This window comes from Nocardia sp. NPDC051750 (assembly GCF_044453135.1).
Taxonomy (GTDB): domain Bacteria; phylum Actinomycetota; class Actinomycetes; order Mycobacteriales; family Mycobacteriaceae; genus Nocardia.
This window is the reverse complement of the sequence record NZ_JBITCK010000005.1, coordinates 115,429-140,261: the sequence shown is the minus strand read 5'-3', so window position 1 is coordinate 140,261 and position 24,833 is coordinate 115,429. Positions and strand designations below refer to the sequence as shown.

23 protein-coding genes are annotated in these 24,833 nt (G+C 68.2%); 9 read left to right on the top strand and 14 right to left on the bottom strand.

The genetic code is table 11. From position 1 onward, the window contains the following. Window positions 1–55: 55 nt before the first annotated feature. From ACIA75_RS22400 to sodC, 8 genes are all read right to left on the bottom strand, one after another. Entirely contained in the window at window positions 56–1,093 is a 1,038-nt protein-coding gene (locus ACIA75_RS22400) for a sugar kinase (protein ID WP_397106986.1), read from the bottom strand. Then, complete coding sequence (locus ACIA75_RS22395; RefSeq protein ID WP_397106984.1) at window positions 1,090–1,719, bottom strand: bifunctional 4-hydroxy-2-oxoglutarate aldolase/2-dehydro-3-deoxy-phosphogluconate aldolase; 630 nt, start codon at window positions 1,717–1,719, stop codon at window positions 1,090–1,092. Before ACIA75_RS22395 ends, ACIA75_RS22400 begins: the two co-directional genes overlap by 4 nt. Then, window positions 1,716–2,735, bottom strand: coding sequence for a C-terminal binding protein (locus ACIA75_RS22390; protein ID WP_397106982.1), 1,020 nt, complete (start codon window positions 2,733–2,735; stop codon window positions 1,716–1,718). The genes ACIA75_RS22395 and ACIA75_RS22390 overlap by 4 nt, the downstream gene beginning before the upstream one ends. Then, on the bottom strand, window positions 2,722–4,512 hold the full coding sequence (locus ACIA75_RS22385) for an IlvD/Edd family dehydratase (RefSeq protein ID WP_397106979.1): 1,791 nt from the start codon (window positions 4,510–4,512) through the stop codon (window positions 2,722–2,724). The genes ACIA75_RS22390 and ACIA75_RS22385 overlap by 14 nt, the downstream gene beginning before the upstream one ends. Before the next feature lie 493 nt (window positions 4,513–5,005). Continuing rightward, the gene (locus tag ACIA75_RS22380) at window positions 5,006–6,376 is read right to left on the bottom strand and encodes a glucose-6-phosphate dehydrogenase (RefSeq protein WP_397106977.1); all 1,371 of its coding nucleotides are present in this window, start codon (window positions 6,374–6,376) and stop codon (window positions 5,006–5,008) included. Continuing rightward, a complete protein-coding gene (locus ACIA75_RS22375; RefSeq protein WP_397106975.1) occupies window positions 6,373–8,199 on the bottom strand; it encodes a glycoside hydrolase family 15 protein in 1,827 nt (608 codons plus the stop codon). The genes ACIA75_RS22380 and ACIA75_RS22375 overlap by 4 nt, the downstream gene beginning before the upstream one ends. 33 nt (window positions 8,200–8,232) lie before the next feature. Then, window positions 8,233–9,243 carry a zinc-binding dehydrogenase gene (locus ACIA75_RS22370; RefSeq protein ID WP_397107990.1) on the bottom strand — a complete coding sequence of 337 codons (1,011 nt, stop codon included), beginning with the start codon at window positions 9,241–9,243 and terminating at the stop codon, window positions 8,233–8,235. 247 nt (window positions 9,244–9,490) lie between these two features. Further along, entirely contained in the window at window positions 9,491–10,174 is a 684-nt protein-coding gene (sodC, locus tag ACIA75_RS22365) for a superoxide dismutase[Cu-Zn] (RefSeq protein ID WP_397106973.1), read from the bottom strand. 646 nt (window positions 10,175–10,820) lie between these two features. Between sodC and ACIA75_RS22360 the strand changes: the two genes are divergently transcribed. Together ACIA75_RS22360 and ACIA75_RS22355 are read left to right on the top strand one after the other, a co-directional pair. Further along, a complete protein-coding gene (locus ACIA75_RS22360; protein WP_397106971.1) occupies window positions 10,821–11,156 on the top strand; it encodes a universal stress protein in 336 nt (111 codons plus the stop codon). A gap of 5 nt (window positions 11,157–11,161) precedes the next feature. Then, window positions 11,162–12,079 (top strand): universal stress protein, encoded by a 918-nt coding sequence (locus ACIA75_RS22355; protein WP_397106969.1) that lies wholly within the window; start codon window positions 11,162–11,164, stop codon window positions 12,077–12,079. A 115-nt stretch (window positions 12,080–12,194) separates the two neighbouring features. Here ACIA75_RS22355 and ACIA75_RS22350 read toward each other — a convergent pair whose 3' ends face one another. Then, a complete protein-coding gene (locus ACIA75_RS22350) occupies window positions 12,195–12,338 on the bottom strand; it encodes a hypothetical protein (protein ID WP_397106967.1) in 144 nt (47 codons plus the stop codon). A 192-nt stretch (window positions 12,339–12,530) separates the two neighbouring features. Here ACIA75_RS22350 and ACIA75_RS22345 point away from each other — a divergent pair, with 192 nt between their 5' ends. Then, window positions 12,531–12,836, top strand: a complete 306-nt coding sequence (locus ACIA75_RS22345) for a hypothetical protein (protein WP_397106965.1) — start codon at window positions 12,531–12,533, stop codon at window positions 12,834–12,836. A gap of 90 nt (window positions 12,837–12,926) precedes the next feature. Here ACIA75_RS22345 and ACIA75_RS22340 read toward each other — a convergent pair whose 3' ends face one another. Then, window positions 12,927–13,583 carry a hypothetical protein gene (locus ACIA75_RS22340; protein WP_397106963.1) on the bottom strand — a complete coding sequence of 219 codons (657 nt, stop codon included), beginning with the start codon at window positions 13,581–13,583 and terminating at the stop codon, window positions 12,927–12,929. Window positions 13,584–13,601: 18 nt separating this feature from the next. Between ACIA75_RS22340 and ACIA75_RS22335 the strand changes: the two genes are divergently transcribed. The 4 genes from ACIA75_RS22335 to ACIA75_RS22320 all read left to right on the top strand — a co-directional run bounded on the left by ACIA75_RS22335 (window position 13,602) and on the right by ACIA75_RS22320 (window position 17,435). Then, on the top strand, window positions 13,602–13,835 hold the full coding sequence (locus tag ACIA75_RS22335; protein ID WP_397106961.1) for a hypothetical protein: 234 nt from the start codon (window positions 13,602–13,604) through the stop codon (window positions 13,833–13,835). 199 nt (window positions 13,836–14,034) lie between these two features. Next, window positions 14,035–15,225 (top strand): NAD(P)/FAD-dependent oxidoreductase, encoded by a 1,191-nt coding sequence (locus ACIA75_RS22330; RefSeq protein ID WP_397106959.1) that lies wholly within the window; start codon window positions 14,035–14,037, stop codon window positions 15,223–15,225. A 10-nt stretch (window positions 15,226–15,235) separates the two neighbouring features. After that, on the top strand, window positions 15,236–16,171 hold the full coding sequence (locus ACIA75_RS22325) for a sigma-70 family RNA polymerase sigma factor (protein WP_397106957.1): 936 nt from the start codon (window positions 15,236–15,238) through the stop codon (window positions 16,169–16,171). Window positions 16,172–16,277: 106 nt separating this feature from the next. Further along, the gene (locus tag ACIA75_RS22320) at window positions 16,278–17,435 is read left to right on the top strand and encodes a glycosyltransferase (RefSeq protein WP_397106956.1); all 1,158 of its coding nucleotides are present in this window, start codon (window positions 16,278–16,280) and stop codon (window positions 17,433–17,435) included. A 39-nt stretch (window positions 17,436–17,474) separates the two neighbouring features. On the opposite strand, the gene ACIA75_RS22315 is transcribed toward ACIA75_RS22320, so the two are convergent. Then, complete coding sequence (locus ACIA75_RS22315; protein WP_397106954.1) at window positions 17,475–18,395, bottom strand: SGNH/GDSL hydrolase family protein; 921 nt, start codon at window positions 18,393–18,395, stop codon at window positions 17,475–17,477. Window positions 18,396–18,622: 227 nt separating this feature from the next. Continuing rightward, a complete protein-coding gene (locus tag ACIA75_RS22310; RefSeq protein ID WP_397106952.1) occupies window positions 18,623–19,537 on the bottom strand; it encodes an SDR family NAD(P)-dependent oxidoreductase in 915 nt (304 codons plus the stop codon). 168 nt (window positions 19,538–19,705) lie between these two features. On the opposite strand from ACIA75_RS22310, the gene ACIA75_RS22305 reads away from it, so the two are divergent. Then, window positions 19,706–20,554, top strand: a complete 849-nt coding sequence (locus ACIA75_RS22305; protein ID WP_397106950.1) for a helix-turn-helix transcriptional regulator — start codon at window positions 19,706–19,708, stop codon at window positions 20,552–20,554. Between the two features lie 15 nt (window positions 20,555–20,569). Here ACIA75_RS22305 and ACIA75_RS22300 read toward each other — a convergent pair whose 3' ends face one another. Further along, window positions 20,570–21,712 carry a N(5)-(carboxyethyl)ornithine synthase gene (locus tag ACIA75_RS22300; RefSeq protein ID WP_397106948.1) on the bottom strand — a complete coding sequence of 381 codons (1,143 nt, stop codon included), beginning with the start codon at window positions 21,710–21,712 and terminating at the stop codon, window positions 20,570–20,572. Window positions 21,713–21,760: 48 nt separating this feature from the next. Further along, window positions 21,761–22,705: an RNA polymerase sigma factor SigJ gene (gene sigJ / locus ACIA75_RS22295; RefSeq protein ID WP_397106946.1), complete on the bottom strand. Its 945-nt coding sequence runs from the start codon at window positions 22,703–22,705 to the stop codon at window positions 21,761–21,763. A 336-nt stretch (window positions 22,706–23,041) separates the two neighbouring features. Here sigJ and ilvD point away from each other — a divergent pair, with 336 nt between their 5' ends. Continuing rightward, window positions 23,042–24,757: a dihydroxy-acid dehydratase gene (gene ilvD / locus ACIA75_RS22290; protein ID WP_397106944.1), complete on the top strand. Its 1,716-nt coding sequence runs from the start codon at window positions 23,042–23,044 to the stop codon at window positions 24,755–24,757. The last annotated feature ends 76 nt before the right edge of the window (window positions 24,758–24,833 follow it).

The following is a 24,833-nucleotide window of genomic DNA, read 5'->3' as shown; positions in this document are numbered from 1 at the left end:
GACGAACGGTCCGAGGTTCTGCCACGAGTTCTGGGAAGCGGTGATCGTATCGCGGTCAGCGTGTGACGTGTACTGATCCGTTCGCGATGAGTGCTTCGACCTCGGCGAGGGAGGCCATGGACGCATCTCCTGGTGTTGTCATGACAAGCGCTCCGTGGGCTGTGCCGTAGGCGAGGGCGCGTTCGAGGGAGGTGCCGGTGAGCAGCCCGTGGATCAGTCCGGCGGCGAAGCCGTCGCCGGAGCCGACGCGGTCCAGGACATGCAGGCCGCGCATCCGGGGGCCGGTGACGAATCCGGTCTCGGCGGACCAGGCGGCCGAGGACCAGTCGTTGACATCGGCCGCGGAGACCTCGCGCAGCGTCGTCGCGACGATCGACACGTTGGGGACGCGGTCCGCGGCCTCCAGCAGCGCGTCCGGTATCTCGTCGGCGCCGCGACGCGGGCCACCTGGGCGTGGGCCGGCCAGCCCCAGGGCACCCACGACGACGTCGGCGTGACGGGCCAGTCGCAGGTCGACCTCGCGGGCCCGGTCCGGGCCGCCCCTGTCCGCCCAGATGCTGGGCCGGTAGTTGGGGTCGTAGGAGACGGTGAGGCCGTGGCGGCGGGCGGCGGCCATGGCCTCCTCGGCGACATCGAGGGTGGTTTCGGACAGGCCTGCGAAGATGCCCCCGGTGTGGAACCAGCGCCGGCCCGCGGCGAAGACGGCGTCCCAGTCGACATCGCCCGGGCGCAGCTGACCGACAGCTGTGTGCGCGCGGTCGCTGACGCCGAGCGCGCCGCGGGGGCCGTAGCCGCGTTCGACGAAGTTCAGGCCGTTGCGGGCGGTGCGGCCGATGCCGTCGTCCGGCACCCAGCGGATCAGCGAGGTGTCGACTCCTCCCTGGAGCATCAGGTCTTCGACCAGCCGGCCGACGGCGTTGTCGGCGAGGGCGGTGACGATGGCGGTTCGCAGTCCGAAGCAGCGGCGCAGGCCTCGTACGACGTTGTACTCACCGCCGCCCTCCCAGACCTGGAAGGTGCGGGCGGTGTGGATGCGGCCCTCGCCCGGGTCGAAGCGCAACATCACTTCGCCCAGGGCCACGACATCGGTCACGGTGTGCTCCGATCGAGGGACTCTGCTGTCAACCGGCGGATTTCGGCGTAGTCGCCGCGCTCCAGATGCGTTGCGGTCGCCATCCAGCTGCCGCCGACAGCAAGGACCGCGGGGTCGGCGAGGTAGGAATCCAGGTGGGAGTTCTCGATCCCGCCGGTCGGAATGAAACGGGCCTGCGGGAAGGGCGCCGCGAGTGCCCGCAGCATTCGCAATCCGCCGAGTGGTTCGGCGGGAAAGAGCTTGACGGTGTGGCAACCGGCCCGCAGGGCGCGCATCAACTCGGTGGCGGTGGCTATGCCCGGCACCACGGGCACACCCAGCTCCCGGCACCGTGCCACGACGTCCTCGTCGTAGCCGGGCGAGACGACGAACCGGGCTCCGGTGGCCACAGCCCGTTCCGCCTGATCCCGGGTGAGTACCGTGCCCGCGCCGACTGTGAGACCGCCGTGCGCCACCATCGTCGCGAGTACCCGTTCCGCGCCCGGGGTGCGGAAGGTGACTTCGGCGCACCGGGCGCCGCCCGCCGCGAGTGCCTCGGTCAGGCGGTGGGTCGTGTCCGGGTCGGGCACGGTCAGCACCGGCAGGATCCGGGAACCCCGCAGCACGGAACCGATTTCGGTAGTCATCGCCGGCCGGCACCGGCGTTCGGCGGGAGCTGGTTGACCGGGAACCGGGGCGGCTGCCCGGTCAGCACCCGCACGGCCTCTTCGGCGGCGATGGTCCGTACCGTTCGGACGGATTCCACGGAGTAGTAGGCGGCATGCGGTGTGACGATGACGTCGGGCAGTTCGAAGAGCGGATTGACCGGGCGCCACCCCCGCTGTTTCGCCGGCTCCTCCTCGAGGTCGTCCAATGCCGCGCCGGCGATCCAGCCTTCGGTGAGTGCCTGTGCAAGCGCGGCGTCCTCCACGATGGGTCCGCGCGCGGTGTTGATCAAGATGGCGTTCGGCTTCATCCGGCGCAGCGTCGCACGGTCGAAGGTGTGGTGTGTCTGCGGGGTGAGCGGCGTTTGGATCACTACATAGTCGGCACCTTCCACCAGATCGTCGAAAGACACCGGCCGGACCCCGGATTCCCGGATCTCGGACTGGTCGAGGAACGGGTCGAATGCCCAGACCTCGACACCGAACGCTTGCGCGCGTTCGGCGATGAGCCGTGCGATCGCGCCGAACGACAGCAGACCCAGCACCTGGCCCCGCAATCGGTGGATGGGCTTCCCGGTCTGCCAGTGCCATTCGCCCTGCCGTGTCGCCCGATCGTAGCGGCAGATCTTGCGGGCGGCCGCGAGCCAGAGCGCGATGGCATGATCGGCGACCTCTTCGGCGCACCAGTCGTTCGGTGCGTTCGTGACCTGGACGCCGTGCCGGGTCGCGGCGTCGACATCGACGATGTCCACGCCGGTGCCGTAGCGGGCGATCACCCGGCAGCGGGGCAACGCCGCGATGGCGCGCGATCCGACCTGTGCGTACTGGGTGAGGATGCCGTCGGCCTCTCGTCCCGCCTCGATCACCTCGTCCTCGCTCTTGCACTGGGCGGCGAGCAGCCGCAGTCCGGCGCCTTCGACGATTGCGCGTTCGATGTCCACATCGCCGAAGTCGTAGTCGGCGATCAGGATCGTTTCGCGGGAGTCAGTGTGAGTCACGGGGAATCCCCTTGGTATGGACGATGTCCTGGTACGACACGGCGAGTTCCAGGCAGCCGCCGCTGTCCAGCTGGCCGACCGTGGAACGGTAGATCTCCTGCCACGGCGTCTGGTGCTCCAGTGCCGGTGGTGTGTAGTCGGCCCACCGGGCAGCGATCTCCTCCTCTGTCAGGAGGACATCCACATGCGCGTTGTCCAGGTCGATACGGATCAGATCACCGGTGCGCAGGATGGCCAGATTCCCACCTGCCGCGGCCTCGGGGCTGGCATTGAGGATGGACGGTGCGTCCGAGGTTCCGCTCTGCCTGCCGTCGCCGAGTGTGGGCAGCGCGGCGATGCCCTGTTGGACCAGGGTGGCGGGCAGCTCCATGTTCACGACCTCGGCGGAGCCCGGATACCCGACGGGCCCGGTGTAGCGGATGACGAGGAGGCAGTCCTGGTCGACGCCCAGCTCGGGATCTCCGATGCGCGCGTGGTAGTCCTCGGGCCCCTCGAAGACGACGGCGCGCAAGTCGAACGCCGACGAACCGTCGGGGCGCGGCAGGCCACGGGCCCGGAAGTCATCGGTGATCACCGAGGTTTTCATGATCGCGGAATCGAACAGGTTCCCGGACATGACGAGTAGCCCGCCGTGGGCGGTGACCGGGTCGTGCACGGGGCGAACGACCACCGGGTCGGCGGGCGGCGCATCCTCGAGGTTCTCGGCCACGGTTCGTCCCGAGACGGTGGCGGCGTCACCGTGCAGGTGTCCCGCTTCCAGCAGCGATCGCATGACCGCGGGGACACCGCCGGCGCGGTAGAAATCCTCACCGAGGAATTCGCCGGCGGGAGCGAGGTTCACCAGCACCGGAATATCGCGTCCGACGCGCTGCCAGTCCTGATTGGTCAGGTCCACCCCGACATGACGTGCGATGGCATTGATATGGATCGGCGCGTTGGTCGACGCCGCGATCGCCGAGGCGACAACGATCGAGTTCTCGAAGGCCTGCGGGGTCATGATCTTGCGGGGAGTCAGGTCCTCGCGGACCATGGCCACCGCCCGCAAGCCGGTGGCGTAGGCCATCTGCCCCCGCTCGTTGTAAGGGGCCGGTATCGCCGCGCAACCGGGCAAGGACATCCCCAGGGCCTCGGCCAGGCTGTTCATCGACAGCGCGGTACCCATGGTGTTGCAATGCCCGATGCTGGGCGCGGAGGCGCTCACCCGCGCCATGTACTCCTCGTAGTCGATCTCCCCGGCCGCCAGCAGCCGCTTCGACTGCCAGATCACCAGACCCGACCCGGTCCGCATGCCCTTATGATAGCCGTTGAGCATAGGTCCACCGGACAGGACGATCGCCGGGATATTCACCGTCGCCGCCGCGGTCAGGCAGGCAGGCGTGGTCTTGTCGCAGCCCGTCGTCAAGACCACTCCGTCGAGTGGATATCCGTAGAGCACCTCGACCAGTCCGAGATAGGCGAGATTGCGGTCCAGCGCCGCAGTGGGGCGCTTTCCGGTCTCCTGCAACGGATGGACGGGGAATTCGAACGGAATGCCGCCACCATCGCGGACCCCGTCCTTGATCCGGTCGGCGAGCGCGAGATGGTGCCGATTACAGGGAACCAGATCGTTACCTGTCTGCGCGATTCCGATGATCGGCCGGCCCGACTGGAGTTCGGTCCGCGTGAGGCCGTAGTTCAGGAACCGCTCGAGATACAGAGCCGTCATCTCCCGGTTTCCCGCGTTGTCCCACCATGCCTGACTGCGTAGCTCCCCCGCAGAGTGCTTCGTCGGCGACATAATGTAAGAGGATGTCTTACGCGGGGCGCTTCTTGTAGCAGGTCAGAGCATCGGCGAGTCGGAGAGAAGCCGCGGAAAGCAACCACGATGCTGTGCTGATAACCCGGTCATCGATTGTCAGCCGGTGGCAACAGCGAACCATGCTGACGCAGCCAACGAGATGAGGGTGATCGCGATGACGGCGCGGGTGGTGTAGATATGTCGCATCAGGGCTCCCTTCACCCGAAGTGGAGGCGTTCGGTGTGGATATATTCGGCGGGGACACCGACCGCGGTGAGGGCGTCGTGCACGGCGGCTGGAAAACGAAGCCGGGGTGCCCTTCCGGGGCCAAGCTCACGGTGTGCGCGTCGCCGAGTTCGGGGGTGATGCGATCGACACGCCAAGGGCGGCGCAGCCTGAGCAGCGGTGTGACAATCCGGACCCACACCAGCAGCACGACGAGCGCAGCGGTCATTACTGGCATCTCACGCATTCGCGGCTCCGGAGCTGTCCATCAGCCGCGGTCGCCGTCCGCGGGGCCCAGTGAGCCGGCGGGGTAGTCGTCGAGCGGTATCAGGTCTTGTGACCAGGCCGAAATGATCGGGGTGACCACTCGCCATGCCTCTTCCGCCTCGTCCCCGCGGATGGACAGGGCCGGATTTCCGAGCAGGACGTCGAGCAGGAGTCGTCCATAGGCGGGCAGGTCGGGCGGTTGGATCGGTGCGGTCATGGTGACCGGGACCAGCGTATCGACGGCAGCGCCGATGGTCGTGAGGGCGAGGGTGAGGTTTTCGGGGTCGAGTCCGAACCGTAGGACATTCGGTGCTGTCGTACCGTGGTGGCCGAAGGGCATATGGGGGACCGGACGGAAGTGGATGGCGACTTCTTTGCGGTCGGCGGCGAGGGCTTTGCCGGTGCGTAGCACGAAGTTCGTACCGGCCCAGCGCCAGTTGTCGATCCGCAAGTGGACCTCGGTGAAGGTTTCGGTGCGCCGTTGCGGATCCACCCCGGGCTCCTCGATATAGGAGGGGACGTGGCGGTCACCGATCACGCCGGCGCTGTATCGGGCTCGGCGGGTGCGGTGCGGTATGTCGTCGTCGGTCAGGGTACGGATCGACCTCAGTACATCGACCTTACGATCGCGCAGATCGCGTTCGGACAGAGTGATCGGTGGTTCCATGGCCACCAGGCAGAGCAGTTGCAGAAGATGGTTCTGCACCATGTCCTCGAGCGCGCCGACACCGTCGTAATACCCAGCGCGGTCCTCGAGGGTGAGGGTCTCGTCCCAGATGATCTCGACTTCGGCGATATGCGCGCTGTTCCAGAGCGATTCGAGTACCCGGTTGGCCAACCGGCTCCCGAGCAGGTTCTGCACAGTCGTCATGGCCAGGAAATGGTCCACCCGGAAAACGGCCTGTTCGGGAACGAGATCCGCCAGCAGCCGGTTGAGGGTTTCCGCGCTGGCGAGATCCTCCCCGAACGGTTTCTCGAGCACCAGCCGACTGCCGGCCGGGAGCTGGGCGGCGTGCAGTGTCCGGATCGCAGTGGGGAACAACGCCGGCGGCAGTGCCAGGTAGACGGCCACCGGTCCCGCACCGGCGATCGTCTCCGCTACCTGCCCCGGGTCCTGTATATCGGCCTGCCGGTATCGCGCAGCCGTGAGTATCGCCTGCCGGGTGTCTCCCGAGATGTCCGGGGCGTGCTGGTCCAGCTGGGTCGCGGCCCATGCGCGGAACTGTTCGTTGTCCCGGCCCTTCCGGTCGGCGCAGACGACCTCGAAATCCGGGGTCAGACGGCCGGTTTCGTGGAGAGCGGCCAGCCCCGGCAGAAGATAACGTCCGGCTAGGTCACCTGTGCCGCCGAAGATGACAAGTCGTCGGATCATCGTGTGGCCGCCTTTGCACGTGCGAGGTTCACGCCACTGGCGATGACGCCGATATGGCTGAACGCCTGCGGGAAGTTGCCTATGAACGCGCCGGTGGAAGGGTCGATCTGTTCGGAGAACAGACCCAGGGGGCTGGCGCGGGCGCACAGGGAGTCGTAGAGCTGCTCGGCCTCCTCGATACGGCCCTGCAGGGTCAGATTATCGATCAGCCAGAAACTGCACAGGACGAAGGCGCCCTCATCGCCGGACAGGCCGTCGGGTGATTCGTCGTGCAGGTACCGGTAGAGCAGTCCCCCGCCGGCGTCCAGGCGCTCGGCGATCGCCGCCGTCGTCGCCACCATGCGCGGATGGCCGGCGGGGACGACATGGCGCAGCGGCAGTGCGAGCAGGCTGGCATCCAGCGCGGAACCTCCGTCGAGATGAGCACTCAACGTCCGGGTTCGCTCGTTCCACGCTCGTTCCAGGATGGACTCGCGGATGTGCGCGGCGGTGGCGCGCCACGTGCCGATAGGCCCGGGTAGCCGGAAGCGCTCGCCGATCGACGCGGCCCGGTCCAGCGCGACCTGGCACAGCGCCGCACTGTAGGTGAACGCGCGCCCCTCGCTGCGGACCTCCCAGATCCCTTGATCGGGCTGCTCCCACGCGCGGCCGGCCATATCCGCCAAACCGGCCAGTCCGGCCCAGAGAACAGGCTGCAGCTCGCCACCTGCCCGCAGCCATTGGTCGGCACAGTCGAGGATTTCGCCGTAGAGGTCGTGCTGGCGTTGGTCGGCGGCGCCGTTGCCCCACCGGACCGGTGCCGAACGGCGGTAGCCTTCGAGACCGGCATCCGATACCTCGTCCGGTACCGGCTCGCCGTCGAGGTCGTACATGATGCGCGGCCGGTCTCCGCGTTCGACGGCGTCGAGGACCCAGCCGAGGAACGCGTCCGCCTCGTCGTGAAAGCCGAGGCGGCGGAAGGCGAAGACGGAAAAGGCGGCGTCCCGGATCCAGACATACCGATAGTCCCAGTTGCGGACCCCGCCGATCGGCGCCGGGATCGACGACGTCGGTGCGGCAATCACCGCCCCGCCGGCCCAGTGATCGCACATCTTGAGCGAGATCGCGGCGCGCCGGACGAGTTGCTGCTGCGGGCCCGCGTAACTGCAGCCCTCCAGCCACGACCGCCAGGCATTCGCGGTGTCGCGGAGCATCGAGCCGGAATCGAATCGATGATGCCGGTGAAACCGTCCCCAGGACAATCCCAGGTCCAACTGCTCACCCTGGGCCAGGTCGAACGTGGTGTGCAGCCCGGAAATCGGCCGGTTGCTCCGCAGATGCAACCGGAGACGCGGCTGGGTACTCGGGCGGATCTCCAGGCCGCTCAACACCGGCCGTGCCTCGGCACCGCCCCTGGGCAGCACTTCGACGGCCAAACGTACCCGGCCTTCGATGACCAGGGCGCTGCGAACGAGTTCCGCTCTGCCGGCGGCGGCGTCCTCGCCGAGGTCGGCACCTGAACGCAGGACCATCGCATCGGTCAACCGGACGACGCCGCCGGCGCAGCGCAGCTCGGTTTCCAGCACCCCGGTGTCCGGTAGATAGCGTTGACGACCCTCACGTAGTTCCGCCGGCGCGAGGGTGAACGACCCGCCCCGCGCATGGTCGAGCAGTCCGCAGAACAGCGGTTCGGCGTCGAACCGTGGAATGCACAGCCAGGGAATCGATCCATCGACACCGACCAGGGCAGCCGTCGCGCCATCTCCGATCAGTCCGTAATCTTCCAGGGGCAGGTAACCGTCTACGCGGCGTATCGGCCGAAACGGCGGATCGAGATCGTGCATCACACCTCCTCCACAGCGTAAGCGGCGGCGGGTTCACTCGAATCGGATCAGTACCTTCACCACGTCTTCGAGCTTTTTGTCCGACACCTCGAATGCCCGTTCCATATCGTCGAACGCGAACGTATGTGTCGTCATCGGAGTCGGATCCACCCGACCGGCCCGCAGGAGGCGAAGTAGGCGTTGCATCCGCAAGCGCCCGCCGGGACACAATCCGGTATTGATCGTCTTGTCCGCCATCCCGACCCCCCATTCCACCCGGGGAATCCGCACGAATTCGCCGTCACCGAAATACCCCACCACAGACACCGTGCCACCCGGCTTGGTGATCTTCACAGCCGTCTGGAACGTGATATCGGCACCGAGCGCTTCGATCGCCGTATCGACACCTTCACCGCCGGTCAGCTCGAGTATCCGCTCGACAACGTCCACACTCGTGAAATCGACGACCTCGTCCGCACCGTAACGGCGCGCCAGCGCTTGCCGCTGTGCTACCGACTCCACGCCGACGACCAGGCCCGCTCCACGTAACCGCGCTCCGGCCGTCGCCATCAATCCCACTGGGCCTTGCGCCAAGATCGCCACGGTACCGCCGATCGGGATATTTCCCTTCTCCGCACCCATGAACCCGGTCGACAACATATCGGCGCAATGCACTGCCGCCTCATCCGCGACATCATCCGGGATGACAGCCAGATTCGCATCCGCATCGTTGACATGAAAATACTCAGCGAAAACACCATCTTTGGAGTTCGCGAACTTGAAACCCCCGAGCGGACCTCCCGACTGCGACGGAAACCCGTTCTGCGACGCCGGATCACCCCAATCGGGGGTGATCGCCCCGGAGAGGACACGATCGCCCGGCCGGAGACAGGCGACGTCGCTGCCGACCGTGTGAACGATTCCGACTGCCTCATGGCCCAATGTCAGATTTTCCCGCGGACCGATACCACCCCGGACCGTATGGGTATCAGATGTACAGATAAGCGCGGTAGTAGTCCGGACAATCACATCCGCCGGACCCGGCTCGGGCACAGGTTTCTCCATGAAACCCACCGACCCGATTTCCTTCATGACGAATGCTTTCATCGCCTTGCCTCTCCAACTCGAACGGTCGTCGAACGGCATGCCGAAAGCGCATCACTGCCAATCTAACAGCCCCTCACCCACTCACTGGCGATCGTTACCGCCATGCGACCTCGGTCGACGGACCTGTGTAGAGAAGAACGGTGCCCGCCTGCTTGCCACCCTGTAGGAACCACCGTGTACCGCAGCAACCTATCCGGCCCAGGCACTAGCTGATGACGGCGCAGGCGATCCGCGGACCCGAGTCCCCGGTGCTCAGGGTTTCCGCGTCTGGGCCGGGTACGCCATCGGTCTGGTATCGGGTGGGGATGTTGGCGAAGTTGTCCGGGCCGGCATGCAGGATCAGGGCTTTGCCCGTGATCTGGTCCATTGTGACCGAGTCGTTGATCGTGACCAGCCTTCCGGTGCCGTCCTTGCCCACTTGCAGTGCGGTCATGTCTCCGGCGGCCGGATGCTGTTCCGGCCCGTCGAGATGCAGGTGGCCGCCGGCGGAGAGGAAGTGACCGGGCGGACCCCCGGAGGGCGCGGTGGAGTTGGGCTCGCATTTGCCGTACTGATGGATGTGCAGGCCGTGGAAGCCCGGGCTCAGACCCTGCGCTTCGACAGTGAGCCGCACCTTGCCCCCGACAGTGGCGAAATGGGCGGTGCCGACCTGCCTTCCGGTGGGATCTTTCAACTCGACCTGGGCTGAGCCCTCGCGGGTCTGCCCTGGCGCTCCAGTGGTGGCCGACGTGGTGTTTCCCGCTGGATTCTCGGTCCATACCGGTGGGGGTGTCCCCGGAACGTCGCTGGACTCCTGAGTGTTGTTACAGGCGACCAGCCCGAACGCTGAGACCGCGATCAGTGGAGTGATGATCCGCCAAGTGGGGCGACACGTCACTATGGGAGCCATCGAAGAGCTTCCTTCTCGAGTCGATTGAAAGTGCTGCCGGTGTCGCTCGAGCAGTAGTCACAGGTGCCGAGATGGAAAACGCTGTATTCATGATAGCCGACTCTTCCGGAGAACCCGTGTGTCGATCCGAAACGCATGACAAGGACGCTGGCGCCTGTGGGCGGATTATGTGGCCGGTGATTCCCCGATGGACAGGATGTCGGCGAGCGGTAGTCGTGGCGTGCGTTGCGGTGGCCGGTCCGGGGGTGGTGGTCCGCCTACCCGGGCCAGGATCTGGGGCCGGCGCTCGCCGCCGATCAACCGATTTCGACCCGGCCGGGGAGACCAGCGAGGTCCGTGGTACGCGGTGCCGCCGATGACGTGGCCGGTCCACCAGTGCAGTTCGGCGTGGTACGCGGAATCGTAGCGGCGCCGGCATAGACGCGAGCCCACCCACCCGGCAACACCCGAAACAGCACCCACGCGCCGGTCGCGGTAGCGGCCCTGAGCTGGCAGTTCGCGGATCACTGAGTGTCCGCCGGACGCCGAACTTGCGTGGTGTCCTGCCCGTTTCCACACTGTGATCGCGCCGTGTGGTTCGGCGGCCGGTGACCGGGTAGCCGCCAGGGGCGTATCACGGCCGCGCGGCACCGGAAGGCGGAAACAGATGCGGTACACGCACTCGGGCACCCCGATAGTGGCGGGTATCGACGGATCCGACACCTCACTGGCGGCCGCCCGTTGGGCAGCCGCACTCGCTGCCGAACTCGGCGCGCCCTACCGCGAGGCATGCCCCGATGTGTCCGTGCGGCTGCGGTCGCGTCGCGGGTCGGCGGGCCGGGAACTGCTGCATGCCCTCGACGACGCCCAGATGGCGATCGTGGGCAGCCGGGGCCGGGGCCGTTTCCACGGCGCACTGCTCGGATCGACCAGCCAGAACCTGCTGCACCGCGCCCACCGGCCCCTCGTCATCTGCCCCAGCACTGCCACTCCCGAAAGGTGAAAGGCATGCAGTCCACCCCTTCACAGCGCTACATCGTGGCCGGTATCGACGGATCCGAGACCGCCTTGGCGGCGGCGAAGTGGGCGTCGGTGTTCGCGGACGCGCTCGCGCTGCCGCTGCACCTGGTGCACTCCGCGCCCGCCCCGGTGCCCAAGGCGGGGTTCGACTACACCACGTTGTCGCAGCTGTACAACGCACGCCGCGACGAGGTGCTGGCCGAGGCCGAAGCAGCGCTGCGCGACTACTCGACCGATACTCGCCTCGTACCGATCGCATCGTCGGACCAGTCACCCGCGACAGGTCTGCTGGAAGCGGCAGCAGGTGCCGAGATGATCGTGCTGGGCGCGACCGGCGCCGGATCGGTCGAACGGTGGTTACTGGGGTCCACGGCGCTGCGGGTCGCCAACCAGGCGCAGTGCCCGGTCGCGGTATGGCGCGGCGACCCGGCGAAGGTCTCCGTCGACGACCGCCCCATCGTCGTGGGCGCCGAAGGCAGCCCGTTCTCGACGCCCGCGACCCGGCTCGCATTCGAATGGGCACAGATGTTCTCGGTCCGGGTCACTGCCGTACGAGTATGGAGCGACCACACCGCGGTCCTCGCTTCCGACCCGACCTCCCTGCACCTACTGGGCCCGGCGGCCATGGCCATCGACTGGGAAGCCATCGCACGCGCCGAAGCCGATGACCTCGCCAAGATCATCGCGCCCTACCGGCGCGAATACCCCGACGTCGCCGTGGAGGAACGGTCCCGGCGCGGATCGGCACCCCGCCAACTCCTCGATGCCCTCACCGACGCGCAGATGGCGGTCGTCGGCAGCAAAGGCTGGGGCCGGATCCGCGGAGCCCTCCTCGGCTCCACCAGCCAGAGCTTGCTCCACCACGCTCACGCCCCGGTGATCATCCATCGCGGTACCGACACGTGAGCACCACGATGCCCTGCAGAGCAGGTGTGTTCGAGTCCGGGCGATGAGCGGACACCCGCACCCGAACCGTGCCGGTCGGGTGCTGGTCGAGACGGTTAACCGTTTGCGGTTGCGGTCAGTCGGTGGGTGGCACCCAGTTCTGCTCCCGGGTGGCCTGATCGCTGGTATCGGATTGCCCTGATCGGTAGTGCTGGGTGCATTGTGCACCCGTCGCGGACGGTTTGCTGGCGAAACGGGCGAACTTGAACGGAGCATCCAAAGGAACTGTCCACCAGCAAGTTACGAGTGTCTACTAGGCCCGCACCCGGAACCGGGAAAGCCCGCGGCAGCTGTCCTGTGCCGGTGGGACATCCGGCACGGTCGAGGAGCATCGTTGCTGGGTGGTGCGGTTCAGGCCCCGGTTCCGGGTGCTTCCAGCGTCTTCGATCCAAAGGGGAAAGATGGACGGCGAGTGCCGAAGGCACTCGGATTGATCCGGCGAGATATGTACGGCGACGGGGTGGATATCCATCGGGTAGCCCAGCAGCACGGTTACCGGATCGTGTGGACTGCCCGGCTCGATACCGGGCCGCTGGCTACCGCGCTCATCCTGTGCGGTGCGGTGATGGAGCACGACGTGGCGGCGGTCGTGGTTCCCTCGTTCGAGCATGCCGACGCGGTACGGCACACCATTACCGATATCGCCGCCCTCGTGACGCCGATGAGCGTCTACCCGCTCGGGTATCGCTGGCCCGTGATCGATCCGGATCGGCGGTGATCGTGTTCGGCCTGGCGGTGGCGGTCGGCCTGCCGCTGGGAGTCCTTGTGTGGGCGGTGTTCTGGCCCCGGCAGTAGCGGGACGGAGCGGTCAGCCGACTGTTTCGGACGGTACGCGCACCGCGACCTCGCCGCCGAGTGCGTGACCGCCGGTGAGCTGCAGGTGGTCCCCGCTCCAGAAGCGGCCGGGGTCGTACCAGTCGGGGCTGCGCTTCTCCGGTAGCAAGCCCATTTCCTGATAGGTTGCGGCCACGATCTCCGCGCAGTAGGCGTTCTCGACTTCGCGGGCGGCGGGACGGCGGGACTTGCGGCGCGGCAGCTGGATCCGGCCGCGGAACCAGCGCGCGGTCAGGGCGGCCGTGGACGGGAACGGGGTGCCGTCGAGCCGGGCGACCGTGCGCAGGACACCGTCCTCCATCTCGCGAGTGGCGGATGGATCGAGCTGACGGAACCACGCCTGCTGGCCGTAGCGGTTGGCCCACACCAGCACTGCGTCGCGCAGATTGTGCAACTGGGCGCCGCGGTGTGCGGTGCCCGACCACATATCCGGTAGCGACCGGCCGAGTTCCGCGTGCCAGATCAGCGGCGGGAGATCATCGATCGTCACGGCCATGCCGACATGGTTGACCGGGCTGTTGGTGGTCATCCGGATCATCCGGTCGGCCGTGGAATGTCCACGGAACAGCCAGATATCGCCGGTTCTGGTGATCTCGACAGCCCGATCGAGATCGATGTCCGTACCCGCCATACAAGTAGCCTATGCGGTATGACGTGGTGGAAGGTGCTGGGTTTGGCCGGAGCGGCCGGTGTGGTGGCCACCGGTGTGGTGGTGGTGCGTGCCGAACGGCGCCGCCGGGCCTATACACCGGATGAGGTACGCGAGCAGTTACACGCTCGGTTCGCCCAGGCAGTGGTGGCCGCGGAGACCGCCGAGACATCCGAACCGGAATCCCGCGGCGCACGGCTGCGCGCGTGGGCGCGGCGGGTTTTCCGGCGCTGAAATTACTGCCGATGGATGCGCGTCTGCCGCGGCCGATCGCGCATCCCGATCGGCCGCGGCGCGTGAGTGCCCACAGCGGTCACGCCCGTCCAGCTCCGTGGCGCACGCGACGGAAGTGATCCACGTCACCATTGATTCCTGTCAGGGATCCCGTCGCCATCCCGTTCAAGGGGTACGCGAACCAGACAGGAGCACTGTTATGAAGCACCGCATCATGGTCCTCGGGGCCGGATACGCCGGGGCCTACGCCGCCGGAATTCTTGCTCGCCGCCTGTATCGGAGCGAGGTCGAGATTACCGTCGTGAACGCGGAGCCCGACTTCGTCGAGCGGATGCGCCTGCACCAGCTCGCGGCGGGCCATGAGATGCGCCGGCACGAGCTGGCGGAGCTGTTCGCGGGTACGGGCATCCGGCTGCGTATCGCGCACGTCGACGCCGTCGACCCGCGCGACCGGATCGTCACGGTTACCGGTGAGGACGGTATCGACCGGCTCGAATACGACACCCTCCTCTACGCCCTCGGCAGTACCGCCGCCGAGCATGAGGTGCCCGGCGTCGCCGAACACGCCTTCCACGTCGCCGGACGGCCGTCGGCGCTGCGGCTGCGCCGGCGGCTGGACGATCTCGCGGGGGACGGGACCGTGCTCGTTGTCGGCGGAAATCTCACCGCCATCGAGGCCGCGACCGAACTCGCCGAATCCCGGCCGGGCTTGCGGGTCACCCTCGCCACCAGCGGTGAGCTGGGTGGGTGGCTGGGGCCGGTGGCTCGGCGGCACCTGCGGCAGGCATTCGACCGGTTCGGGATCGCGGTGCACGAGGACACCACTGTCGAACGAGTGGAGGCCAGGAGCGCGGTCGCGGCCGACGGCACCGTGTTCACCGCGGACGCCACCGTCTGGGCGGCCGGTTTCGCTGTGCACCCGGTGGCCGCCGCGAGCGGTCTCGCGGTGCAGGAGAACGGCCGGATCAGGGTGGACCGGATGATGCGGTCGGTCTCGCATCCGGAGGTCTATGCCGCCGGTGACAGTGCCTTCGTGATCGGTGACAGCGGCCGGCCGCTGCCTATGTCCTGCGCTTCGGCGGGATTCACCGCCAAGCAGGCCGTGGCCGCGATCATCGGCGATCTCACCGGCCGCCCGGTCGCGCGCACCGCGCTGTCCTACGTCGGTAACCACATCAGCCTGGGCCGCAAGGACGCGATCTTCCAGCTGGTCGACAGTGACGAGCGGTCACGATCCGGGGCCCTGCGGGGCCGTCCGGCCGCGGGTGTGAAGGCCGCCATTCTGGCGGCGGGTCCGTGGAGCCTGCGCCATCCGACGTACGGCCTGCCCACCCGAAGGCTTCATCTGACAGGTGTGCCGGACCGGAGTGGCGAGGCGGTCGCGGCCTAAAGTGACGACCGTGGACACCGCCACCGTGGAACGCTTCGAGGCCGGCCGACCGCGGCTGGCCTCGCTGGCGTACCGGCTGCTCGGCTCGGCCGCCGACGCCGAGGATGTCGTCCAGGACGCGTTCCTGCGCTGGCAGGCCGCCGACCGGGACCGGATCGACGTCCCCGAAGCATGGCTGACCAAGGTGGTGACCAATCTGTCGCTCGACCGGCTGCGCTCGGCCCGCGCCCGGCACGAACGCGCGGCCGGCGCCTGGCTACCCGAACCGCTACTGGACGGCGACCCCATGCTCGGCCCGGCCGATACCGTCGAACAACGCGAATCGGTGACCCTGGCTGTGCTGCGGCTGATGGAGCAGCTGTCCCCGGTCGAACGGGCCGTTTACGTACTGCGCGAAGCCTTTTCCTACACCCACGCCGAGATCGGCGAAATACTCGACATCACCGAATCCGCGAGCCAGCAGCATACGCACCGGGCCCGGCAGCGGATCTCCGCCGGACGCCACGCGGGCGCCGCCGACCGTGCCTCGGCCCGCCGGATCGTGGAGGCCTTTGTCGCCGCCGCCTCCTCGGGGCGGACCGAGCACCTCGTGGCCCTGTTGACCGATGACGCCACCGCGATCTCCGACGGCGCCGGTCTGGCCGCGAAACTACAGGTTCTGACGACACCCCGCCGGATCGCGACCACCTTGCGCGCGGGCTTCAAACCGACGCCCGCCAAACGGCGAATGGTCGGCGGTGAACTCTCCATCCACGTCGGGCTGGTCAACGGCTCCCCGGCCATGATCGCGGCGACCGCGGACCGCGTGGTGGGCGTGGTGGTCCTGGAGCTCCGCGGCGACAAGGTCGCGGCCGTCTGCGGAATCGCCGCGCAGTCCAGGCTGGGCCGAATCACGGCGGAGTGGCGGCTCGCTGAGCACAATGCCCCGATCATCGAATCATGGTGACCGAGGACGGCGATGATCGCCGCACCTGTCTTCCCGGACCCGAACCCGGCGGCGGCCTTACTGTGGGGAATGTCCGAACATTCTGCCTCACAAGGCGTTATCTGTCGTGCGCGTTCTCTTCAGCGGCGTACCCGCCTACGGGCACCTGCTGCCGCTCGCCCCACTGATCGACGCCGCATTCGCCGGCGGGCACGCCGCCGGCTTGCTGACCAGCGCGGGCGTCGGCGAACTGATCACGACCGAATTGCCGCCCGGCGTGGACCATCTCCCGGCCGGGCCCATGCCCCTGGCCTTCAGTGAGGAAACCGCGCAGCGCACCGGCGCGAATGTGTTCCAGCCGACCCCGGCCACCATCGGCGAAATCTTCGGCGGCACCCGCCTCGACCGGACCGCCGATGCCGCAATGCCTCTCGTCCGGCAGTGGCAGCCCGATATCGTCGTCGCGGACGCGTTCGACACGGTCGGTCCGTTACTGGCCGCGGCACTCGAGATCCCTTGGCATCAGGTCGGACTCGGTCCCGGACTGCCCGCGGGGATCACCGGCGAGATAACCCGCGTCGCGGCCGCCCGCTACACCGACCGCGGACTGACCCCCGCCCCGGCACGCAGCTATATCGACCCCTGCCCGGCCCTGCTGCGGGATCCCGGCTGGACTTCCCCGTTCCCGGGGCTGCCCATCCGCGCCCAGGCCCACCGGCGCCCCGGCGATGCCACCCTGCGGCTCGACCCGCCGCCGTCCGGTCGCCCCCGCGTGCTCGTCACGCTCGGGACGATCTTCTCCGAGCCGCACCTGCTGGACGCGGTCGTCGACGCGGTGCGCGGGCACGAGGTGGACCTCGTGGTGACCGAGGGACTCTCGATTCACGACGAGAACGATTCGCCCGAGAACACGCACCGGGAGCCGGTCGAGCACAGTGGGGGAGCAGCGGTTCGCTATGTCCCGTTCACGCCCCTCGCGGAACTTCTCGGCGATACCGATATCGTGATCGGCGCGGGCGGTTCGGGCACCGTACTGTCCGCACTCGTGCACGGCATCCCGATGATCCTGTGGCCGCAGGGGGCGGATCAGGAGATCACGGCGGCCCGGGCTACCGCCGGCGGGGTGGCCCGCACCGTAGGAGAGTCCGGCGAGATCACCGAAGCCCTGTCGGCCCTCCTGGACGACGACTCCTACCGGAACACAGCCACGAAGGTGGCCGGTGAGATCGCCGGCCTGCCCGGGCCCCGGGAGGTCCTGGGCGCGGTGATCGGCGCTTCGCGATAGTGAGGGGCGGGCGCCGGGTTGTGCTGACGGCGGCTGTGCTCAGCGCCGGACCGCGGCAGTGACCTGCTGGGCGACGGCGCTCATTCCGGCGAGGTTCGGATGGTAGGAGGAACCCACCGCCGACATCAGATCGGGGAGAGCCGCGCCCGGTGCGGGCGCGATCAACCCGTTGACCCACGGGCCGGGAGAGCAGGCGGTGTGCGTATCGGCCCCGGGGACCGCGAGCGAGTCGACCCCCGTGTCCGCTGCCGCCCGGCGCGTCGCGGCGATCAGCGCATCGTAGGTGCGCCGGGTGGCGGTCGCGTCCTCCGGAGCCAGCGGGGCTTCCGGACAGGTGTGCGCGGCGGGTGCGAGGACCGGCAGGTATTCGACCAGCAGGACGGTCGCGCCGGGCGCTTTGTCCTGCACCGCGCGAACGATATCGGTCAGCGCCTGCGTGACCCGCTCGATGTCGGCGGAGCTGGGTTCTGTGGTGGCGGCGCGCCCGCACAAGGTGTTCAGTTGCCCGGTGACCTCGTCCGGCGGTGCCGCCGGCAGAGCACGACCGGCGATACTGCCGCAACTGCTCGCGAGCATTCCGCCGATGAGCCCGAGATCGTTGCCACCGATGGTGATCGTGACCAGTCCGGTGTCCTCGGTGACGGCGTCGATCTGCGGCGCGGCAGTTCCGCCGCCGGATATCTGCCGGGGTTCGGACAGCAGATTCGCGGTGGTGGCACCCGAGCAGGTCACGTCCGTGAGGGTGAAACCGGTGGCGTCGGCGACCTGATGCGCGTAGTTCCGGTCCGACCGGGCGCATCCTGCACCCTGTACCGGTTCGATTCCGGGCCCCGCGGCGTAGGAGCTGCCCATCGCGACGTACCGGCCGGCGACGGGTGGCTCGGCGTGCCCGACCGCCGGAGCCGTGACCATCAGGGCACAGGCAAACGCCGGCACGGCGGCCGCCGGACGGAAGATCATGGCTCTCCTCACGGACTCGATCGAGGTCTTCGTCGAATCGTTCCCAGGTGAGCGTGATCTAGGAGGGAGTGGGTTCGACGACGATCAGGGTGTGCGCGGACGAAGGCAAGCATAGTCACGTCGAACCGGGATATTGGGCGCCGGACATGGGGGTGCGCGCTGCTGGACTCGGCGCCGGAAGCCCTGCCCCGCCGTGCTGCTACCGGAGAACCGGAAAGCGGCAGGCTTCACAAGCCGCAGAGTTCCTCGGCCGCGGTCCACAGTTCGCGTTCGCGGTCCGGATCGTAGGACTCGCCGGAGGACCGGGCTTCACGGTCGCGGTCGACGTAGCTGCCGGTGGTGGCGGCGATGCGTCCCAGCGCGAGGTCCGCGAGCCGGCGCCCGGCGGTGGTGCGGCCGACGGCGAGCGGTGTGATCGTCAGGAGCGGCATGAGGTAGCGCATGGCGAACCGGGAGACCGGATCGGCGTGCCGGGCCAGTCCGGTACCCGGTACGAAACCGGGGTTGTAGGAGACGATGTCGAGGCCGGCGGGGAGGCGGCGGGCGTACTCGTGGACCAGATACAGGGCGGCGAGCTTACTGGTGGAGTAGGCCGCGCGCCCCGCGGCGGCGGTGGTGGGATCGGCGAACGCCCCGGGTGTCGCGAGCGTCCGGGGCTTCTGCCACCGAGGTCCCGGGACCATGCCCATGTTGTGCCGGAGGTCGCCGAAATGCGTATCGCTCACGGTGATCACGATCCGCGCGGGAGCGGCGAACCGATCCTGCAGCAGACGCACGAGCAGGTGGTTGGCCAGGACGTTGACGGTGAAGGTCGCTTCGTAGCCCTCGGCTCCGGCCGTCAGATTGTCGGTGTACTGGATTCCCGCATTACCGACGAAACCGCGCAGCGGCGGCAATCGGTCGGTATCGAGGAGTTCGCCGATATGCCGGGCGGCGGTACGGACGTCTGCCAGGGAGGTGAGGTCGGCCGGTACGGGGGTGACCGCGTGCCCGGCGGAACTCAGGTCCGCGGCCAGGGCGGCGCTGGTCGCGGCCCGCGCGACCACCACGAGGTGGATATCCGGATCCGCTCGGAGGATGCGCTCGGCCGCGATGCGGCCGATCCCTCGACCGGCGCCGGTCATGACGAGTGTGTGCTTCATGGTTCGATCGGTCCTTCCGGAATCAGGGAGTTCCCTGCCTCGTCCGCACCGTGGTCGGCGCGGTATGACTCGAGCTTCCCGTGGCAGCCTCCGGTCAACCAGTGCCCTGCCGGGCGGTGGTACGCGCAGTACCACCCTGGTCGCGGGCCGATGGCTCACACTGGACAGGTGACCACAACCAAGGAGCTCGGAGTCGCCCTCCGCGGCTGGCGTGACCGCCTGGCACCGGCCGATGTGGGCCTGCCCGACATCTCCGGGCGTCGAGCGCGGGGCTTGCGGCGAGAGGAGCTGGCGGCACTGGCCGGCCTGTCCGTCGACTACGTCGTGCGGCTGGAACAGGGCCGGGCCACCCACCCGTCCGAGCAAGTGATCGCCGCACTGTCCCGGGCGTTGCAGCTGGAGGCCGGGGAACGCGACCATCTCTATCGGCTCGCGGGGCTCCTACCGCCGCCGCCGGGGCGGATCTCCCGGCATATCCCGCCCAGTATCCAGCGACTCGTCGCCCGGCTCGGCGACCTGCCGATCGGCGTCTTCAGCGCCGATTGGACCCTGATCACGTGGACCCCGCTGTGGGCGACGCTGATCGGGGACCCGCTCACCGTGCCCGCCGAACAGCGCAACCTCGTTCGTCTCACCTTTCTGAGCGGGTCCGGTGACCCGGTGGTTTCTGTGCGCTCCGAACGCGGCGACCCCGCTGTCCAGGCCGCACTGGTCGCCGACCTGCGCGGTGCGCAAGCCCTGTATCCGGATGACCCGGGGCTGCAGCGGCTCATCAGCGAGTGCCGCAGTGGCAGTGCACGGTTCGCGGAACTATGGCGTAGCGGTGCGGTGGTCGCACATGTCCACGATCGGAAAACCGTGACACAGCCCCTGGTCGGCGACGTGATCTTGGATTGTGACGTGCTGTCCGTCCCGGGCGCCGATCTGAAGGTTGTCGTCTACACGGCCCCGGCCGGGACGCCGGAAGCGGAGAAACTCGACTTCCTGCGGATCGGCGCCGTCCATTCCCGGATGTAGCCCGGGCCTCGCCGTTCAGCGGACCGCATACGGGTGGGTCTCGGCCCGCCCCTGGAACGAGAGGATCCGCGGGTTCTGGATACGGCCCTCCCGGATCTCGATCGCGCGCCGGACGGTTTCGCTGCTGTCCCAGGCCTCCGGCCCGCCCGCCACGATCGGCAGATACTCCAGCAGTGCCTCGGAGTTCTCCCAGGTCGCCGAGTTCCACAGATAGGACGGGCTGTGGTCGACGCCGTAGTAGTGCAGGTCGTCACCGACGGTGAACATGGGGTCGGCGAACGAGGTCGGGCGAGCCCATTCGAAACCCATGCCGGCGTCGCAGGAGACATCGACGAACAGTGTCGAGCGGGGAAACAGTCCGAGATCTTCGTCCAGCACGAAGAGGAGTGGGTTCTCGGTGTCCTGGAACATGCAGTTGACGATCACGTCGTAGTGGGCCAGCATCTCGGCGAGCGGTCCCGGTTCCGGGGCTTTCAGCGCCAGGGTGCGGCGGGGATTGTGGGGATCGCGCTGAAATTTCTGCATCCGCACCGAGGCGAACGGCGACGCGACAGCCGACACGCTGCGCTGGGTCAGGACTGTCACATCGCTGATCCCGAGTGCCGACAGCGCGCGCACGGCGCCCCGGGCCGTGGCACCGAAGCTGATGACGGCGGCCCGCAACCTCCGGCCGTAGTCACCGGTGAGACCCCGCAGTCGCAGCGCGTGCATCACCGAGCAATAACCGGCCAGTTCGTTGTTCTTGTGGAAGACGTGCAGGCCGAAACTACCGTCCGCGTTCCAGTGGTTCATCGCCTCCCAGGCGATCAGCGTCAGGCCCCGGTCGATGGCCAGCTGCGTGAGCTGTGGGTCCTGGACGCAATGCGGCCAGCCCCACACCACCTGCCCGGCGTGCAGAGCCTCGAGGTCTTCCGCCAGCGGTTTGGGCAGCAGCAGGACGTCGCATCCGGCGAACAGCTCCGCGCGCGTCCGGTGTCCGGCGACCAATGGCGCCAGCCGCTCGTCCGAGTAGCCGAATTGCTCACCGTAACCGTGTTCGAGGAAGATACTCGCGCGGATTCCCGGGTCGATCCGGTCGAAATGCGCCGGATGGATCGCGAGCCGATGCTCGTCCTCCTTGTGGGAGGTCGCCACGACACCGATCGTCAGTTGCTTCACCGGTTGAGCCTACGCGCGGGTAACCACGGGCGGATTTCACGAGCCGGGTCACCACTCGGCAGGGAGGGGGTCATGGGGTGCCGTGGCCGCCCACTGTCGCCGGACGCGCCCCAGCTTCTCGGGGTTGACCTGGATACGAATCGCCCCGACACCGCCGGGAGCCGGTTCGAGGCAGAAGACGCCGAGGACCTCCCCGCCGACCTCGACCAGCAGGGCCGGGCCGCCGTTGACGGCGACGCTGTAGAAGACCGGGTTGTCGCCGATCAGGGCGCGTTTTGCAGCGGTCGGTGTGAACAGATGACGCAGGTACCGCGCGACCGCGGAGCCGCCGAGAACGGGACTCCGGCGAGCGGTGACCCGGCCGCCGCCGTCGGCGATGGAGACCGCGTCGCCGGTGAGCAGCCGGATCAACGGTTCGGTATCGCCGCTGAGGGCCGCGGCCAGGAATTCCCGGGCCAGCTCCTGCGCGGCCGCCGCATCGACCCGAGGGCGGGATCGCTCGGTGACCACATGCTGTTTGGCGCGGCGGTAGATCTGCTGGCAGTTCGACTCGCTGAGGTCGAGGATCTCCGCGATCTCGCGATGCTGGTACTCGAATGCCTCGCGCAGCACATACACCACACGCTCTTTCGGCGACAGCCGTTCCAGGAGCGTAAGCATCGCGAGCGAGACCGATTCGCGTTGCTCGACGGTATCGGCCGGACCGAGAATCGGGTCACCGGACAGCACGGGTTCCGGAAGCCACTGCCCCACATAGGTTTCCCGCCTGGCCCGGGCGGAGGTCAGCTGATTGAGACAGAGGTTGGTGAGCACTTTCGTCAGCCACGCCTCGGGTGTCTCGATCCGTTCGCGGTCCGCCGCGTGCCAGCGCAGGAACGCCTCCTGCACCGCATCCTCGGCATCACCGGCCGACCCGAGGAGCCGGTAGGCGATCGCCTCCAACCGGCCCCGGAACCCTTCGAACAGATCGGCCTCGTACGCACTGAGCGACATCGCCCCATGGTCGACCATCTGTGCGGGCCGCGTCCACTCGCCCCATAGTCCGGGGTCGGCGCGGGACCGGGCGTCTTCGTGTCGGCGAGCTGGAGGTCAAGGCTCGCCACGGCCGGTCCGGCGGCACGCATCGACCCACGCCCTGCGGCCGGCGAACGCGAGTCTCGTGCCGCCGTTGCCGGATCAACGCCTGGGTGCCGCGGGTGATGGGCGGGCCCGGCAGCGGCGGATCAGCCCGCGCTGGCGTCGGGGGGTTCGGTAGTCCGGTTCACCGAGTCGCATGGCGTCGACGCTGTCCGGCGTGGTACCCCGCGATTCCGGCGTGAGGAGAGGACGATGGCACCCGTGTCCGGAGATTTCGCTACCCCCGATATGAAACCACGCAGCCGCGATGTGACCGACGGCCTGGAGAAAACGGCCGCGCGCGGGATGTTGCGCGCCGTCGGCATGGGCGACAACGACTGGGCGAAGGCGCAGATCGGTGTCGCGTCATCGTGGAACGAGATCACACCGTGCAACCTGTCGCTGGACCGGCTGGCCGGCGGCTGTAAGGACGGTGTTTTCGAGGCCGGCGGGTTTCCCATGCAGTTCGGCACCATCTCGGTGTCCGACGGGATCTCGATGGGCCACGAGGGAATGCATTTCTCACTCGTGTCCCGCGAGGTGATCGCGGACAGCGTGGAAACGGTGATGCAGGCCGAACGGCTCGACGGCTCGGTCCTGCTCGCCGGCTGCGATAAATCGCTGCCCGGCATGCTGATGGCGGCTGCCCGGCTGAACCTGGCCAGCGTGTTCCTCTACGCCGGGTCGATCCTGCCGGGTATCGCGAAACTCTCCGACGGCAGCGAACGCGAGGTCACCGTGATCGATGCGTTCGAGGCGGTGGGGGCGTGTGCCCGCGGGCTGATGAGCCGGGAAGACGTGGACGCCATCGAACGCGCCATCTGTCCCGGCGAAGGTGCCTGCGGTGGGATGTACACCGCGAACACGATGGCGAGTGCCGCCGAGGCGCTCGGGATGTCGCTGCCCGGCAGCGCGGCGCCGCCGGCCACGGACCGCCGGCGCGACGGCTATGCCCGCCGCAGCGGGGTGGCGGTGATCGAACTGATCCGGCGAGGCATCACCACCGCCGATATCCTCACGAAGGAGGCGTTCGAGAACGCCATCGCGGTGGTGATGGCCTTCGGCGGATCCACCAACGCGGTGCTGCACCTGCTGGCGATCGCGCACGACGCCGGGGTGGAGTTGAGCCTGGACGATTTCGCCCGTGTCGGCCGGCGGGTCCCGCATCTGGCCGATGTGAAACCGTTCGGCCGGCACGTGATGACCGATATCGACCGGGTGGGCGGGGTGCCGGTGGTGATGAAAGCGCTGCTGGACGCCGGGCTGCTGCACGGGGACTGCCTCACCGTGACGGGCCGTACCGTCGCCGAGAACCTGGCCGATATCGCGCCGCCGGACCCGGACGGCAAGGTGGTGCGGGCACTGACCGAGCCGATCCACCCGACCGGCGGGATCACCATCCTGCACGGTTCGCTCGCACCGGGCGGTGCCGTGGTGAAATCGGCGGGCTTCGAATCGGATGTATTCGAGGGGACCGCAAGGGTTTTCGACCGCGAGCGGGCCGCCATGGACGCGCTCGAGGACGGCACGATCTCTGCGGGCGATGTGGTGGTGATCCGCTACGAAGGCCCCAAGGGCGGCCCCGGTATGCGGGAGATGCTGGCGATCACCGGAGCCATCAAAGGCGCCGGGCTGGGCAAGGATGTGCTGCTGCTGACCGACGGGCGTTTCTCCGGCGGCACCACCGGCCTCTGTGTCGGGCATGTGGCGCCGGAAGCGGTGGACGCGGGCCCGATCGCCTTCGTGCGCGACGGTGACCGCATCCGTCTCGATGTCGGCGCGGGCACGCTCGATCTGCTGGTCGAACCCGCCGAAATCGCCCGCCGCGGCGACGGCTGGGCGCCGCTGCCGGCGCGATACACCCGCGGGGTACTCGCAAAATACGCGCGGCTGGTGGGATCGGCATCGCAAGGGGCGATCTGCGACTGAAGGCCCCCCGGGATCATCCGGGCCGTCCCGAACAGTTGCGCAGCTGTGATCGCGCGGGGGTTCGGTCGTAAATGTG